This window comes from Anaerolineales bacterium (assembly GCA_015075725.1).
GTDB lineage: Bacteria > Chloroflexota > Anaerolineae > Anaerolineales > Villigracilaceae > Villigracilis.
This window is the reverse complement of sequence record JABTTV010000001.1, coordinates 399,003-413,602: the sequence shown is the minus strand read 5'-3', so window position 1 is coordinate 413,602 and position 14,600 is coordinate 399,003. Positions and strand designations below refer to the sequence as shown.

Here is a 14,600-nt window from a genome sequence, read left to right as displayed (position 1 = left end):
GTCTGATCGTCAAAGCCCAATCCGGTTTCTTCTGGGTCGAAACTGGATTGGGTGTTATTGTTTGTCAACTGCGCGGCAAACTCAAGCAGGGCAAAGCCAAAGGTGACATCGCCGCGTTGGGGGATAAAGTGGATATCACGATTTTGGATGACGGCTCCGGGACAATCGATTCCGTCCATGAGCGGACTCAGCAAATTTCACGCCTCGACCCCCGCCCGGGCGGAGTCTACCGCCAGGTGCTTTTAGCCAACCCGGATCAGGCTGTCTTCGTCTTCGCCTGCGCGCATCCCAGTCCGCGTTTGAAAATGCTCGACCGGTTTCTCGTCATCGCCGAAAAACAACGCATCCCCGCGCTGATTGCGGCAAACAAAACCGACCTCGTCGAAGAGCCTCGCACCATTTTCGGGATGTATGAATCCATCGGTTATCGCGTCCTTTATACATCCGCCAAAACCGGAAGCGGACTCGAAGATTTGAGATCGCACCTGCAAAACAAGATCAGCGCCTTTGCCGGACCGAGCGGAGTCGGCAAATCGAGCCTGCTCAACGCGCTTCAACCCGGTCTGGGACTCGCCGTCAACGAAGTCAGCGAAGCCGTGAACAAGGGACGTCACACCACCGTGGCGCGTCAATTGTTCCCGCTCGACGGCGGCGGATACGTTGCCGACACCCCCGGCTGGAAATCGCTTGGATTGTGGGATACCGAACCGGAGGAGATCGATGCGTACTTCCCCGAACTGCGCGGGCTGGTGGAAAAATGCCAGTTCAGCGACTGCTCCCATCAACACGAACCGGGCTGCGCCGTTCTTGCAGCCTTGAAAGAGGGGAAGATTCATCAAGAACGTTATGAGTCGTTTGTAAGGCTGAGGTCGGGGAGAGAGTAGCGAGATGCAGGTTACAAGGTGCGACTTAGGTTTCGCGGTCTGCACTTGACACCTGATACCTGACACCTGATACTTGAAACCGAATGGACAACTGGAACTTACTCGGGCACGAATGGGCTGTGGATATGCTTCGCCGTCACGTTGCGCGCGGCGAGACTCGGCATGCCTATCTTTTCTCTGGTCCCCCCGGCATTGGTCGTCGGACATTGGCATTAAGATTCGCTCAAGCGTTGAATTGCGAGAAACCTGATGCCCCGGGAGAGCCCTGTTTTTCCTGTCGTACCTGCAAACAGATCGAAGAGATGAAACATCCCGACTTGGCGATCATCCAGTCGGTGGATGACGACGGCGATGCCAGAGAAGGCGGGACACTCCGAGTGGACCAGATCCGCGAAATGCAAAGGACTTTAAATCTCAAGCCGTATCAATCCCAGTATCGTGTGGCTCTCTTCCTCCGCTTTCACGAAGCCAACGACAACGCTTCCAATGCCCTGCTCAAAACACTGGAGGAAGCGCCCGCTCATGCGATTTTGCTGTTGACCGCTGATAACCCCGAAGGACTCCTTCCCACCATCGTCTCCCGTTGCGAAATTCTGCGTCTGCGTCCTATACCCCTCGAAGCCGTCAGCGCGGATTTGATCGAACGCGGGGTTCAAAAAGACCAGGCGCACTTGCTCGCCCATATCTCCGGCGGCCGCCCCGGTTTTGCGCGCAGGCTTGTAGATGACGCATCCCTGCTCGAAAAACGTGAAGAACGCTTGAACGACTTGCAATCCCTTCTGCCTGCCGCCCGCGTGGAGAAATTCAACTACGCCGATAAACTCGCCAAGGATAAAGACTCCATGCGCCAGACCATCCTCGTCTGGCTCTCCTACTGGCGCGACGTGTTACTGCGCGTAACCGGCGCGGAGACTCCCCTCATAAATTTGGACCGAAACATGGAGATCGAGTTCCTGGCTGGCAGGCTGGATTTATCTTCTGCCAGAAAAGTGGTCAGCGACCATGAATCCGCGCTGGAGAAGATGGAGCGGAATGTCAACTCGAGATTGCTGGCGGAAGTTCTGCTATTGGATTTGCCAAAGGTGTAACAATAAAGACCTCCGAGGTCTGGGTTTGCTATTCGCCTAGAATGAACTCGATCAGCACAACTTCTTCGCCGACGGCCAGGTCAACTTCTTTGATAACCCCCACGCCGCTGGCGTAAAATTTGTTTTCTTTCAAGTCGGGGTCAAGTGCGGAGAAATCATACGTCTTGACTACGTTTTCGAACGAGCCGAAGTGGACGCTCACGGACTCGCTCACACTTAAGACCTGTCCCTTATCCTCCGCTTCTCCCGGGTAATATTCCTTATAATACTCCTCATTCAAATGCGCGGAGGGATCTGCCCACATGATGATGCCCGGCAATGCGCCGTCTTTGCCCCATTCCCAGGACCCGGCATGATCCACGAGCACCCCGTTTTCGTAGTTATCCACTTCCTCACCCAAGTACCAGACGTTGCCGTCCTTGTCCTGCGCATACCAGTCGAAGGTCTCTTCCACGATTTGATCGCCCGCATAAACGAGGTCATGCACGACGGTCGCGGCGACGCCGTTCACATCCCGTATCTCGTGCAGGACTTCGATCTCGTTGCGCTCCACCGTTCCGTCTTCGAGCATGGCTTCGTAGACCCACTTCGAGCCGGGGCTGTAGGGAAGGTAGGGGTTGTCAATTCCGATCACGAAATCGGCGGGGGTCAGGTTGACGGTGTAAGAGGCATCCTCGAGCCGGCTGGCGCAGGCGGTCAGGAAGATAAGAAATAACAGAAATGTTTTTCTCATGGCTCGACTCCTTCCGTATTAAGCCTTCGAATCTTAAGTCGAAAAACCGCTGGTAAAAGTTATTCGATTGCCCCTCTTAATTTCTTCGCCAATCTCCCAAAGTGACTGGTATACCGGATATCGTCCGTTCTTGGGCGTGGAAGGTCGACTTCCACGTCCATTTTTATTTTGCCGGGGCGTTGCGTGAGCACCAGAACGCGGTCTGCAAGAAAAAGCGATTCGTTTATGGAGTGCGTCACCATAATCACTGTCTTTTGTTTCGCTTCCCAGATATTGGAGAGTTCCATCCACATGCGCTCGCGGGTGAGAGCATCCAGCGAAGCAAAAGGCTCGTCGAGCAGGAGCAGGTCCGGGTCATGAATGAGCGCGCGGGCAATTGCCACCCGCTGCGCCATCCCGCCGGAAAGGTCGCGGGGGAGCGAATCTTCGAATCCCTTCAACCCAACAAGTTTGATCATCTCCCGCGCTCTGTTCTGCGCCTTGACCTTTCCCATTCCCTCCAGTTCGAGCGGAAGCATGATGTTTTCCATGACTGTCCGCCACGGCATCAGGTTCGAACTTTGAAAGACCATGCCAATACGCGGCTGGTGGCGATACATGAAATTCACCGAGCCGGAGGTGGGCGGTAAAATGCCCGCCAATACGCGTAAAAACGTTGTCTTGCCCGAGCCGGATGGACCGAGAAAACAGACGAACTCACGCGAGTGGATGAGAAACGAGATTTTGTCAAGCGCATCCAGACCGCCGTTATTATCGGGGAAGGTGATCGAGAGATCGCGGACGGTGAGTATCGGTTTTATGGTCATGCTGTCATGATTTTATAGGGTGAAAACGGGATGCATCCTGCCGGTGACGAGACCGGCGTAGTTCTTGATGACTTTTTCAGGACCAAAACCTACAAGCGATTCGAGTTGGCTTTTATTCAGCGCACCGAGCTGGCGGAGAATCTCCAATGCCACCGGCGGGCGGACGCGGGTATGTGTGTGGAGAGCATCGTCCATCGAGGACTTGTCGCCGTCTTCGACCTTGAAGGCAATACCAACGCCTCTTTCATGAATGATGCCGGGCAAAACACCGATGATCTGATATCCCTCCGCGCCGCGTTTGGTGACGATCTTACCATTACCGGTCTTCATCAGTTCGCAATCGAACTCGCCGAAATTGCTCACCATTTCAGGATGGGTTGTCATTGCGCTCGTGATCTTTTTGCATGCAACCGCACGTTTCGATTCGAGATCCTGCGGGTCGCACAACCTTGCCATACCATGTGCGGCACGGAAAAGAGGCAGGGCGAAGTTGGGAGCGGAACAACCGTCTATGCCGGATTGAATATCGTCATCGGGTATTCCGCACATCTCAACAAGCGTCCTGCGGATATCGCGCTGGATGGGATGGTCGAAGTCGAGATAATTTTCGAGCGAATCCCCGCGCATCTTTGCAAACGCCAGCATTGTGGTGTGCTTGCCCGAACAGTTGTTGAAATTCGGCGTGGGGGCGATATTCTTCTGAACGACTTCCCGTAATTTATTCGCGTCGCCCGGAAGGTGCGGACCACATTGCAATTGGTGTTCAACAATGCCGGTTTTTTGCTGCAAGGCATGCACGGCATCCAGGTGCATTTGCGAGGTCTCATGCGAGGCGCAGGAAAGCGCGAGTTCCGCCGAAGTATAACGATAATGCTCGATGCCACCGTTTTCCACGAAGGGCAAAACCTGGAAAGGTTTGGCCGAGGAACGCAAAAAGGCGACCTTGTAAGGGTCGCCGTAAGAACGAAGGAGGGAACCGTCGGATGCGACAACCGCGATCGACCCGCGATGCGTCGCTTCGACGACCTCTCCCCTCGTCAGCTCGAGGATGGGAAGAGGCGCGTCCATCAATCTTCGAAATTGTGGCTGGGTGTATGATACTGACGCGCGTTGTAGTGAAGCAAACCGTAACGCAAACGCTGGGCGAATTGCTTCTGCCGCGCGGCGGGCGCTTTGTACCAGGTCAGCAATGAGGTGACCATTTTTTCCACGGTGGCGGGGTTGGGTTTTTTCGAGGTCAGCCTGTTCAACTTGTCGTGGACGTGTTTGAGGAAATCATATTGGGCTTTGACCGCGCTCGTGGTGACGACCCCGCCGCGGCTGCTAATAAAGGTATAGCCTTTATTTTCTGAGCCAAGCAGCAGGTTTAGCGATTCAAGCCAGGCTTTGAGGTTCGACCCGGCAAGGAAGGGCGGCTGGTTTTTCATGACCGTATCGCCTATGAAGATGATTTTCTCCAGGGGCAGGCGCACCCAAATGGAACCGTTCGAGGGACCTGGATGATGTTCCAATGAAACGGGCGACGCGCCCCAATGCAGGGTCATCTGGTCGACGAAAGAGATTTCGGGCGGAGCCCAGCGCACGCTTCCCAAGCCCGGAATGGATTCCCAATCTGCGCCGGTCTCCTCTCCCTGCGCCTTGAATGTACTGGGGCGAGTGCGAAAGATGAAAGCGGTCTTCTCGTGCGCGATGACAGTGCAGTCCATGGCGCGTGCGCCGAGAGTGCGGTCGGGATGGGCATCCATGTTGATCAAAATCCGGTCGATGCCCCCGCCAAGGTTCATGAGCGAAGCGCGCCATGAGCGGGCGTCTTCGGGGGAGGGAGGCGCGTCGATCTGGATCAAGCCGCGCGGGGTGACGATCACACCCAGGGTTACACCGGGAAACTGGTCTTCGATGAAGATGTTGTTTGTAATTTCCTGCATAAGATATCCGGGAAGTTGTCCTTTCCTTTGTTTCCGCCGCTTTTCGGTGGCCGTCCAAGCGTCGGGGCGAAAGGCGTGAATGTGTTATCGATATATTTTATTAAGTTTCGAACGCAAGCGTATCTTCCGTCCGAATTATGGTTTTCTTACGTTAATTAACCATTCTTTTTTGTTTCATCGGTGGGCTGATCTTTATCCGGTTTGAAGGTGAGGCGACCGGTCTGGCGTTTGAGGGTCCCGGTGGCTTTGCGGGTGGCAACCGGCAGGGCAACCCAAAATGTTGCACCTTTATCCACTTCGCTTTCGATCCAAATTTTTCCGCCGTGGCCATTCACAGCCAGGCGGCAGAATGCCAGGCCGACGCCCAATCCGCCCGGTTTGTTTTTTCCACGCAGACGGGTGAACTTTTCGAAGATGCGTTCCTGCTCGGAAAGCGGAATGCCGGGGCCATTATCGCGCACCCAGAAATTGACGAACATGCCATCCGGGGCGGTTTGTGCTCCGATATCGATGCGTCTGCCCACAGGCGTGAACTTGATCGCATTTTCAAGCAGGTTGATCAACACGCGGTAGATCATATCCACGTCCACCCATACCAATGGCAGGACGCTTGTGGCGCGGTTGGTCAGGATTTGTTGGCGGGCGGCAACGGAAGGCTCCACGTCCCGGATTGCTTCGCGCACCAGCGCCACCGGGTCGATGGAGTTCTGATCCACGATCTGCTGACCGGCTTCGAGGCGGTTGATATCCAGCAGGGAGTTCACCAGGCGGTGGATCCGCCCGGTTGAATTCTTGGCGATGTTGAGCATCGAATTCAGCGTTTCATCCTGGGGAAGAAGCGCGCTCATCATCTCCAGGCTCGAAACGATATTTCCCAGCGGGGAGCGCAGGTCGTGGAAGATCATGGAGATCATGTCGTCGCGCAGGGCATCGAGATCCTTGCGCGAGGTAATATCCCGCATGATCCATTGGATCGCTTCGGTATTGTTGAATTCCACGCGCCGCGCATAGACCTCGATCGACACCATGCCGCCGTCTTTGCGCAAAAGACTGGACTCATACCCGCAGGTATTGCCGTTCTTAAGCATTTCGAAGTTCAAACCGGCTTTTGCCCAATTGACCTCATGCAATTGCTCAATGCTCATGGCATGAAGTTCTGCGGAGGAATACCCGCTCACCTCAACGGCGCCGCGGTTCACTTCAAAAATCCGCCCTTCCCAGTCGGTGATCAAAATGGGGTCCACACTGTCTTCGAAAAGTTCGCGGTAGTGCCTGTGGGCGTGTTGCAATTGCTCGAATAGCTGCGAATTTTCAATGGTGCTTCCGGCGATATTCCCCAGGCCGGTCATCACAACCATAGCATCGGGGTCGAAGGAACCGGCGATAGGATTGACTGCCTCGAGCACACCGATGACTTTTCCGTGGGATTGGATCGGGGCGATCGCAAGCGCACGCATCTCGAGTCCGTTCAGCCTGTCCGTTTCGTTGATGCCAGATTCCTGGCTGATGGAGGATAAGATGATCCCATGCTTCTGAGCGACAACTTTGCCTGTCAATCCCTGCCCTGCGGGGATGCGAAATCCTGGAATGCCGCCGGAGTTGCTCCCGGCAGCTGCTTTGACAACAAGTTCCCGGGTCGCCGGGTCGATCAACGCCAGTGCCACGGTCTCCACTTGAAGCGCTTGCATGGTCTGGTTAAGGATGCGCCGGAGCACATCCTGCATTTCAAGGGAGGAATTGATCGCTGCCGCCCCCTCCGCCAGCGCAGACATGATCCGGGCTGTGCGCTGGGTTTCGGTGTACAAACGCGCATTTAGGACGGCCACACTCGCCTGGTCGGAAATGGCTTGGACCAATTCAAGGTGTTCCTCATTGAAGGTATTGGGCACAGAGTGGACAAGGGTCAGCACCCCCACAAAACGTTCGCGCGCCATCAACGGTACACAGATCGCCGATTTGGGTCCGGTTTTCTCCGCGGCATCGTCTGCGCGGCGGAGCCAGCGTTCGTCCTTGCTGGTATCGGGCACAAGAGCGGCTTTGCGGTTTTGCACCACCCATCCAGCCAGCCCTCGTTCCACGGTGTCGCGTAATTGCTGGGTGGTATGGTCGTGGAAATGTTTGCCATACACGATCGTGGCGTCCACAGGTTTGCCGAGATCGTCCATGACTACAACGCTCCCGCGCTCCCCGCCCACGTACTGGATGCAGGCGTAAAGAACCCGCTGCAGGACCGTCCGCAAGTCCAGTGCGGTCGCCACTTCACGGCTGACTTTTACCAGTAATTCGAGGAGCGAGCGCGAATGTTCTTCTTTCATGTTATACCCATGTCAAGTATAGTCCGTTTGGTACAATTAATCCATGCCCCTTAAGGTACCAGAGATAAAAGCCTTGTGCTTCGATGTGGACGGGACACTCAGTAATACAGATGACCTTTACGCTCAAAAAGTGTCGAAATTCTTTCCCCGGCTCCTCTTCAAGGACCCGGCCCATGCTGCGCGCCGCTTTGTCATGTGGATCGAATCCCCCGGCAATGCCCTGCTGGGATTGGCAGATTCGCTTCATCTCGACGATGAGATGGTCGCTTTCATAAACTGGCTTTCGCGCCACCGGAGGCTTTCTTCGAGAAAATTCCTTCTCGTCCCCGGCGTGGACGAAATGCTCAAACAACTCCATGGACGTTACCCAATGGCCATCGTTAGTGCGCGCGATGAAATGGGGACGATGCGTTTCCTCGAGAAATTCGATCTCGTCAGATATTTCGATGCCATCGTTACCGGGCTTTCCGCCAAATACACCAAACCATACCCCGACCCGGTCCTTCTGGCGGCTCAAAAGATGAATGTACCGCCTGAAAATTGTTTGATGATCGGCGATACCACCGTCGACATACGCGCGGGGAAATCTGCAGGGGCACAAACCCTGGGCGTGCTTTGCGGTTTTGGCGAAGAAGCTGAGCTAAGGCGATTTGGAGCGGATGAGATCGTGGAAGATACGACGAAATTGCTGGAAATTTTGACTGCGGACGGTCGACCGTAGACCATTGTCACGGTCGAGTGTCATTCTCACAAATGATTGTCTGTCTGATATATTCCAGTACAAAAATCTCGCGCTTCAACCATGCAGGGAGGGTATTATGAGAAAGTAATGACTTGTTGGCATCAATTGCGTCTTTTATATCGATCCAGACCGCTTGGAAGCCGAGATCGTGTTCATACTCATCCAGCGTCTGCCTGACAAACCCATCCCCAACCTGGCAAAAATAATATGAGGAAGCCATCTTGAAAACATCGAAGTCAGCCTCTTTGGCATGGTCGTATTCGATGATTGCCCCCAATTCGCCATCCACGCCAATGAGGGTTGCGCCACATTCCTCCAGCAGCTCGCGAGCAAGTGCATGTTCATGAGACTCACCCGCATTTACCCCGCCTCCGGGAAATTTATAATCGCCGACCTTGGATGAATAGACCATGAGCAATTCATGCCCGCGGATGATGACAGCGCGTACCGCGGTGCGATGGATGGTGCTGCCATGAACATCGACGCCATCCGATCGGTGAATTTCTGCAAGGATCTTCATGGGCTGCAATTAATGCTTGATCACCCTTGGTGCAAATAAAAACAACGCCAACAAAATTACCCCGCCCGCCAAAAACGGAATCGGCGCGCCGAGCCATTGGAAGAGCGAGCCATAGAATAAGGGCGCAATCGCATTTGCTGCGCTGTAAGCCGCCGCCGAAAGACCCAAATTGCCGCCCACCTCTGATTTATCAGATGCTTTTGAGACCAGACTGTTGATCGCTGGATGAAGCGTCCCGCCGCCGATGGCAGCCGGAATACTCGCCATCACGAGCCAGCCAATGCCCAGCCAGCCGTTCGCCGATTCATCCGGCAGTTCGATATTAATATCCTGCATCGATACGCGGAATTCGCCTTCGCCTGCCATGCTTTCGAGTACGCGGGCTTTTTCATACCAAGGCACAGGCACAGCGGGAGTCAGACCCGTTCCGATCAAGCCGATGGCGAGTGTGCCAATGCCCATCAATGCCAGCCAGCGATCGCCGTATTTTTTCGACCATCGTCCCACCAACCCAGCCTGCACCACAATGATCATTATTCCTGCCAGCATGAACAGACCGGATGTATCGCGCGCATCCATGCCGAGGCGGACAAGGGTGAATAAAGAGAAGAGTTGTTCGTACCCGCCAAATGCCACCTGATAAAAGAACATGATGACCACCAGCAAAAGGATCGCCGGGTTGCTGACGGCTTTGCGAAGCGCCTCAAACGAGAACGGACGGCGCTTGCGCGAAGCGACAGGGTCGGCGGCATTTTGAATGGTTTCCTTGAACCAAAATGTGGTCAACATAATGGAGATGAACGAAAACAAGGCTGCAGTCCACGCCACGGCTTGGTAGTTCTGACCCGTTGCCGCAAGGACGATGAAAGCGAGAACAGGCCCGAGCACGAAGCCCACGCCGAATGCCGCGCCGATCAGACCCAGCCCCTGTGTGCGGGTCTTTTCATTGGTGCTGTCTGCGATGGCGGCTTGGGCGGTGGCGATGTTCGCGCCGGAGAGACCATCTATGATGCGCGAGATAAAAAGAAGGAAGAGCGTGTTCGCAAATCCGAGCAGGATGAATCCGCTTAGGGTGCCTATCTGGCTGGCGATGAGTACCGGCTTGCGTCCGAAACGGTCAGAAAGACGACCAAGGATCGGCGCGCCGACGAACTGCATCAGCGGATAAGAGGCTTGCAGAACACCGACCGTGAGCGGATCCGCGCCGAAGCGGGCGGCGTAGAGCGGCAACAATGGAATGATGATGGAAAGTCCCATCAAGTCTACAAAGACGATGACGAGGATGGGCAGGATGCGTTTGAAATCGAGTTTATCTTCGGGGAGTGTCTGAGTTGTTTCGGTCATAGGTTGTGAGTTTACCACTTGCGAGACGATGGACGACAGATCATTGACCCTAGGGTCACGTCTATCATCCATCGTCTATTGTCCATCGTCCGTTATGCAATTATCGTTTCGTCTTCCATTTTCTTGAACTGACTCATATACAACTCGTAATAGAAACCATATTTCGCCAGCAATTCCTTGTGGGTGCCTTGCTCCACGATGTCGCCATGATTCATCACGAGGATCAAGTCCGCATCACGGATGGTGGAGAGACGGTGCGCGATGACGAATGAGGTGCGGTTCTTCATCAGGTTGGTCATCGCGCGTTGGATGAGCACTTCGGTGCGGGTATCGACCGAACTTGTCGCTTCATCAAGAATCAGAATCTTCGGGTCGGCGAGGAAGGCGCGCGCGATGGTCAGCAACTGCATCTGTCCCTGTGAGATGTTCGAGGTCTCTTCGTTCAAGACCATGTTGTAGCCATCTGGCAACGTGTGGACGAAATGATCCACATGCGCCATCTGCGCGGCGGCGATCACTTCATCATCGGTTGCGTCGGGTCGCCCATAGCGGATGTTTTCCATAATCGTGCCGTTATAAAGCCAGGTATCTTGCAGCACCATGCCGAACATCTTGCGCAGGTCTTTGCGCGTAAAGTCGCGGATGTCGTGCCCGTCGATCATGATTTTGCCGCTGTCGATATCATAGAAGCGCATCAGCAGTTTGACCATGGTGGTCTTTCCGGCTCCGGTCGGACCGACGATTGCGATCTTGTGCCCGGGCTCTGCCTCCGCTGAGAAGTTGTTGATGACCGGCTTCGCCAGATCGTAGCCGAAGTGGACATCCTTGAATTCCACATGTCCGTTCACGCTGTCGAGCTTGATGGGGGAGGTGGTATCTTCCACTTCTTCTTTTTCATCGAGGAATTCAAAGACACGCTCCGCGGCGGCGGCAGTTTGCTGGAGCACGTTCGAGATGTTCGCCAGCTGTGTGATGGGCTGGGTGAACGAGCGCATGTATTGAATGAAGGCTTGAATGTCGCCGACGGTGATGGCATTGCGGATGGCGAGATACCCGCCGAGGATGGCAACTGCCACATAACCAAGGTTGCCGATGAACATCATGATCGGCATCATCAAGCCGGAGAGGAATTGAGACTTCCACGCCGAGTCGTAGAGCGTGTTATTCGACTGGTCGAACTTGGAGATGCTTTCGGCTTCGCCATTGAAGGCTTTCATCACGATGTGACCGCCGTACATCTCTTCCACATGCCCGTTGACGTGACCGAGATATTCCTGCTGCTGTTTGAAGAACTTCTGTGACTGTCGCACGATCAGCATCACGGTCACCATCGAAAGCGGAATGACTACCAGCGCCACCAGCGTCATCTGCCAGCTGATGGAGAGCATCATGATCAGCACACCGACCACCGTCACCAGCGAGGTGATGATCTGGGTCAGGCTTTGGCTGAGGGTCTGGTTGAGCGTATCGACATCGTTGGTGATGCGCGAGAGCACTTCGCCGTGAGTCGTGCCGTCGAAATAGCGCAGTGGCATGCGGTTCATTTTCTCGGAGAGGTCGCGGCGGAAACGGTAGGCGATATCCGTCGAGACGTTTGCCATGATCCAGCCTTGGATATAGGCAAAAAGCGCGGAGACGAGATACAAGCCCAACGTTATGAGAGCGATGCGTCCGATGTAGGCGAAGTCGATCTCGCCCGTACCGTTCAGTTCCGCCATCACGCCTTCAAAAAGTTTCGTCGTGGCATTGCCGAGAATTTTCGGACCGGCAATGCTGGCGGCGGTGGAGAAGACGGCGAAGATGAAGACGACGATGATCAGACCGCGATAGGCACCTAGATACTCGATGAGTTTCTTCATCGTGCCTTTGAAGTCGCGGGCTTTGGCGACGGGACCACCCATCATGTGTCCGCCCATCGGACCGCCCATGCGTGGACCTTGCTGTTGTTGACCAGGACGCTGCATCATGCTAATTCCTCCATGTTCAACTGTGACAAGGCGATTTCTTTATAGGTTTCACAGGTTTCCATAAGCTCGTTATGCGTTCCTTTGCCGACGATCTTGCCATCATCCAGCACGATGATCTGTTCGGCATTCTTGATGGTCGAGACGCGCTGGGTGACGATCAACAGCGTGCTGTCTTTTGATTTTTCTTTGAAAGCGCGGCGCAGAGCCGAGTCGGTTTTGAAGTCGAGTGCCGAGAAGCTGTCGTCGAGGATGTAGATCGGCGGCTTCTTGACGATGGCACGCGCGATCGAAAGGCGCTGCTTCTGCCCGCCAGAGACGTTGGTGCCGCCTTGGGCAATTTCGGTTGCCATGCCTTCGGGTTTCTCGTTCACGAATTCTTTGGCTTGGGCAATTTCAATTGCCGAGTCGAGCATGTCTTTTGTGGCATTCTTGTCAGCGTACAACATATTGCTTTCAATGGTGCCCGAGAACAGCGCGGACTTTTGCGGCACGTAGCCGATCTTTTCGCGCAAGTCGTGCTGGGTCACATCGCGGATGTCGATGCCGTCGATGAAGATCGAGCCATCTGAAACTTCGTAGAAGCGCGGAATGAGATTGACGATGGTGGACTTTCCGGCTCCGGTCGACCCGATAAATGCGGTGGTCTGCCCAGGCTTGGCTACAAAGCTGATGTTTTGCACCGCGTCAATGTCACCGCCCGGGTAGCGGAAGGAGACATTGCGGAATTCGATCTCGCCCTTGAAGGGTTCGGCGAATTTCCTGGCTTCCTTCGGGTCGTGGATGTGCGGCACAGTGCTCAACACCTCGTGGATGCGGTCTGCGGAGACCGAGGCACGCGGAATCATGATGAACATCATCGAGAGCATCAGGAACGCCATCACGATCTGCATGGCGTACTGCATGAATGCCATCATGTCCCCGACTTGCATGTTCGAGGCGGCAACTTCGTTCGCGCCGAACCAGATCACGCCCAGCAGCATCACGTTCATGATGAGCATCATCAGCGGCATCATCACCACCATCACGCGGTTGATGAACAGGCTGACGGCGGTCAGATCTTTGTTGGCTACATCGAAGCGTTTCTCTTCAAAGCCTTCCATCGTAAAGGCGCGGACGACCATCATACCGGTCAGGTTTTCGCGCGCCACGAGGTTGATGCGGTCGGTCAGCGATTGGATGATCTTGAACTTGGGCAGCGAGAGCGAGAAGACGATGGCGATCAAACTCACCAGCATCAGAACCGCCACGCCGATGATCCACGCCAGCGGTGAGTCATTGGAGATGACCTTGATGATGCCGCCCACGCCCATCAGCGGCGCGTAGAACATCATGCGGATCATCATCATGCTGACCATTTGGATCTGGGTCACGTCGTTGGTGGTGCGGGTGATGAGTGATGCGGTCGAGAACTTGTCGAACTCGGTGCTGGAGAAACTTTCTACATGCTGAAAAACATCACGGCGAATATCACGCGCCATGCCTGCGGCGATTTTCGCAGAAAGATAGCCAACGATGATGGTCGCAATGCCGGAGAGAAGGGTCAAACCCAGCATCCACGCACCAGAGGTGAGGATGTAATTGCTCTGGAGTTTTTCGGTATCCATGCCGAGCGCTTCGTATTCATTGCGGACGACGTTCACACCCGCCTGCACGATCATCGGTTCGCCCAGCGCGGAGAATTTTTCATCGACTGAATCGGTGATCTGTGAAAGTTGTGCAGCGGGTAATTTTGCCAACACATCGAACACGTCCATGCCGGGGGGCAGTTGGCTTGGGTCGAAGCCGCCGAAGGCTCCGCTCATTTGGGCGGCTGCTGCGGGGTCTGTCAAGGCTTGCTCGATGCCGGAAACCGTCAGCAGGGCTTTTGCCATGATTGGGTTGAGACGATCCACTTCACTCTGCGCGATGTCGTTCATTACATAAATGGGTTCATCCGCGAGAGTGGGATACTTCTCAAGGTAGGACTCGTAATCGGGAGAAGAATCAGTGACGAGCGAGTAAGAGGCGAGAATGTCCTCTTTATCTTCCGCGCTCAAAAAGATGACGACCTTATCCATCTCACTGGCGCGGATGGCTTCGGGCAGGGAATCTTGCACGCCGCCTTGTTGAATGCCGGTGTTGACGATGCGCGAAAGATAATCAGGCAGGGCGAGGTCGAGGTTTGCCTGTGCGAAGATCAACGTGATGGAAAGCAGCAGCATCCATCGATAGGGTTTTACGAACTTCATTAATTTCATCATACGAAGTAAAGCTCCTTAATATCGAAATGGCACGAT

Annotated in this window: 12 protein-coding genes; 3 read left to right on the top strand and 9 right to left on the bottom strand. The window is 54.7% G+C overall.

Annotated elements, in window-relative coordinates; translation table 11 throughout:
* Window positions 1-5 precede the first annotated feature (5 nt).
* Entirely contained in the window at window positions 6-884 is an 879-nt protein-coding gene (gene rsgA / locus HS100_01970; protein MBE7432660.1) for a ribosome small subunit-dependent GTPase A, read from the top strand.
* 83 nt (window positions 885-967) lie between these two features.
* Complete coding sequence (gene holB / locus HS100_01965) at window positions 968-1,972, top strand: DNA polymerase III subunit delta' (GenBank protein MBE7432659.1); 1,005 nt, start codon at window positions 968-970, stop codon at window positions 1,970-1,972.
* A 28-nt stretch (window positions 1,973-2,000) separates the two neighbouring features.
* On the opposite strand, the gene HS100_01960 is transcribed toward holB, so the two are convergent.
* The 5 genes from HS100_01960 to HS100_01940 all read right to left on the bottom strand — a co-directional run bounded on the left by HS100_01960 (window position 2,001) and on the right by HS100_01940 (window position 7,751).
* Window positions 2,001-2,705 (bottom strand): hypothetical protein, encoded by a 705-nt coding sequence (locus tag HS100_01960; protein ID MBE7432658.1) that lies wholly within the window; start codon window positions 2,703-2,705, stop codon window positions 2,001-2,003.
* A 59-nt stretch (window positions 2,706-2,764) separates the two neighbouring features.
* On the bottom strand, window positions 2,765-3,511 hold the full coding sequence (locus tag HS100_01955) for an ABC transporter ATP-binding protein (GenBank protein MBE7432657.1): 747 nt from the start codon (window positions 3,509-3,511) through the stop codon (window positions 2,765-2,767).
* 12 nt (window positions 3,512-3,523) lie between these two features.
* The gene (locus HS100_01950) at window positions 3,524-4,579 is read right to left on the bottom strand and encodes an asparaginase (GenBank protein ID MBE7432656.1); all 1,056 of its coding nucleotides are present in this window, start codon (window positions 4,577-4,579) and stop codon (window positions 3,524-3,526) included.
* The gene (locus HS100_01945; GenBank protein MBE7432655.1) at window positions 4,579-5,436 is read right to left on the bottom strand and encodes a hypothetical protein; all 858 of its coding nucleotides are present in this window, start codon (window positions 5,434-5,436) and stop codon (window positions 4,579-4,581) included. The genes HS100_01950 and HS100_01945 overlap by 1 nt, the downstream gene beginning before the upstream one ends.
* A gap of 155 nt (window positions 5,437-5,591) precedes the next feature.
* On the bottom strand, window positions 5,592-7,751 hold the full coding sequence (locus tag HS100_01940; protein ID MBE7432654.1) for a GAF domain-containing protein: 2,160 nt from the start codon (window positions 7,749-7,751) through the stop codon (window positions 5,592-5,594).
* Window positions 7,752-7,794: 43 nt separating this feature from the next.
* On the opposite strand from HS100_01940, the gene HS100_01935 reads away from it, so the two are divergent.
* Window positions 7,795-8,472: an HAD family hydrolase gene (locus HS100_01935; protein ID MBE7432653.1), complete on the top strand. Its 678-nt coding sequence runs from the start codon at window positions 7,795-7,797 to the stop codon at window positions 8,470-8,472.
* Between the two features lie 7 nt (window positions 8,473-8,479).
* Here HS100_01935 and HS100_01930 read toward each other — a convergent pair whose 3' ends face one another.
* From HS100_01930 to HS100_01915, 4 genes are all read right to left on the bottom strand, one after another.
* Window positions 8,480-9,013, bottom strand: a complete 534-nt coding sequence (locus tag HS100_01930) for an NUDIX domain-containing protein (protein MBE7432652.1) — start codon at window positions 9,011-9,013, stop codon at window positions 8,480-8,482.
* Between the two features lie 9 nt (window positions 9,014-9,022).
* Window positions 9,023-10,357: an MFS transporter gene (locus HS100_01925; GenBank protein ID MBE7432651.1), complete on the bottom strand. Its 1,335-nt coding sequence runs from the start codon at window positions 10,355-10,357 to the stop codon at window positions 9,023-9,025.
* Between the two features lie 92 nt (window positions 10,358-10,449).
* Window positions 10,450-12,324, bottom strand: coding sequence for an ABC transporter ATP-binding protein (locus HS100_01920; protein ID MBE7432650.1), 1,875 nt, complete (start codon window positions 12,322-12,324; stop codon window positions 10,450-10,452).
* A complete protein-coding gene (locus HS100_01915; protein MBE7432649.1) occupies window positions 12,321-14,564 on the bottom strand; it encodes an ABC transporter ATP-binding protein in 2,244 nt (747 codons plus the stop codon). The genes HS100_01920 and HS100_01915 overlap by 4 nt, the downstream gene beginning before the upstream one ends.
* Between the last annotated feature and the right edge of the window lie 36 nt (window positions 14,565-14,600).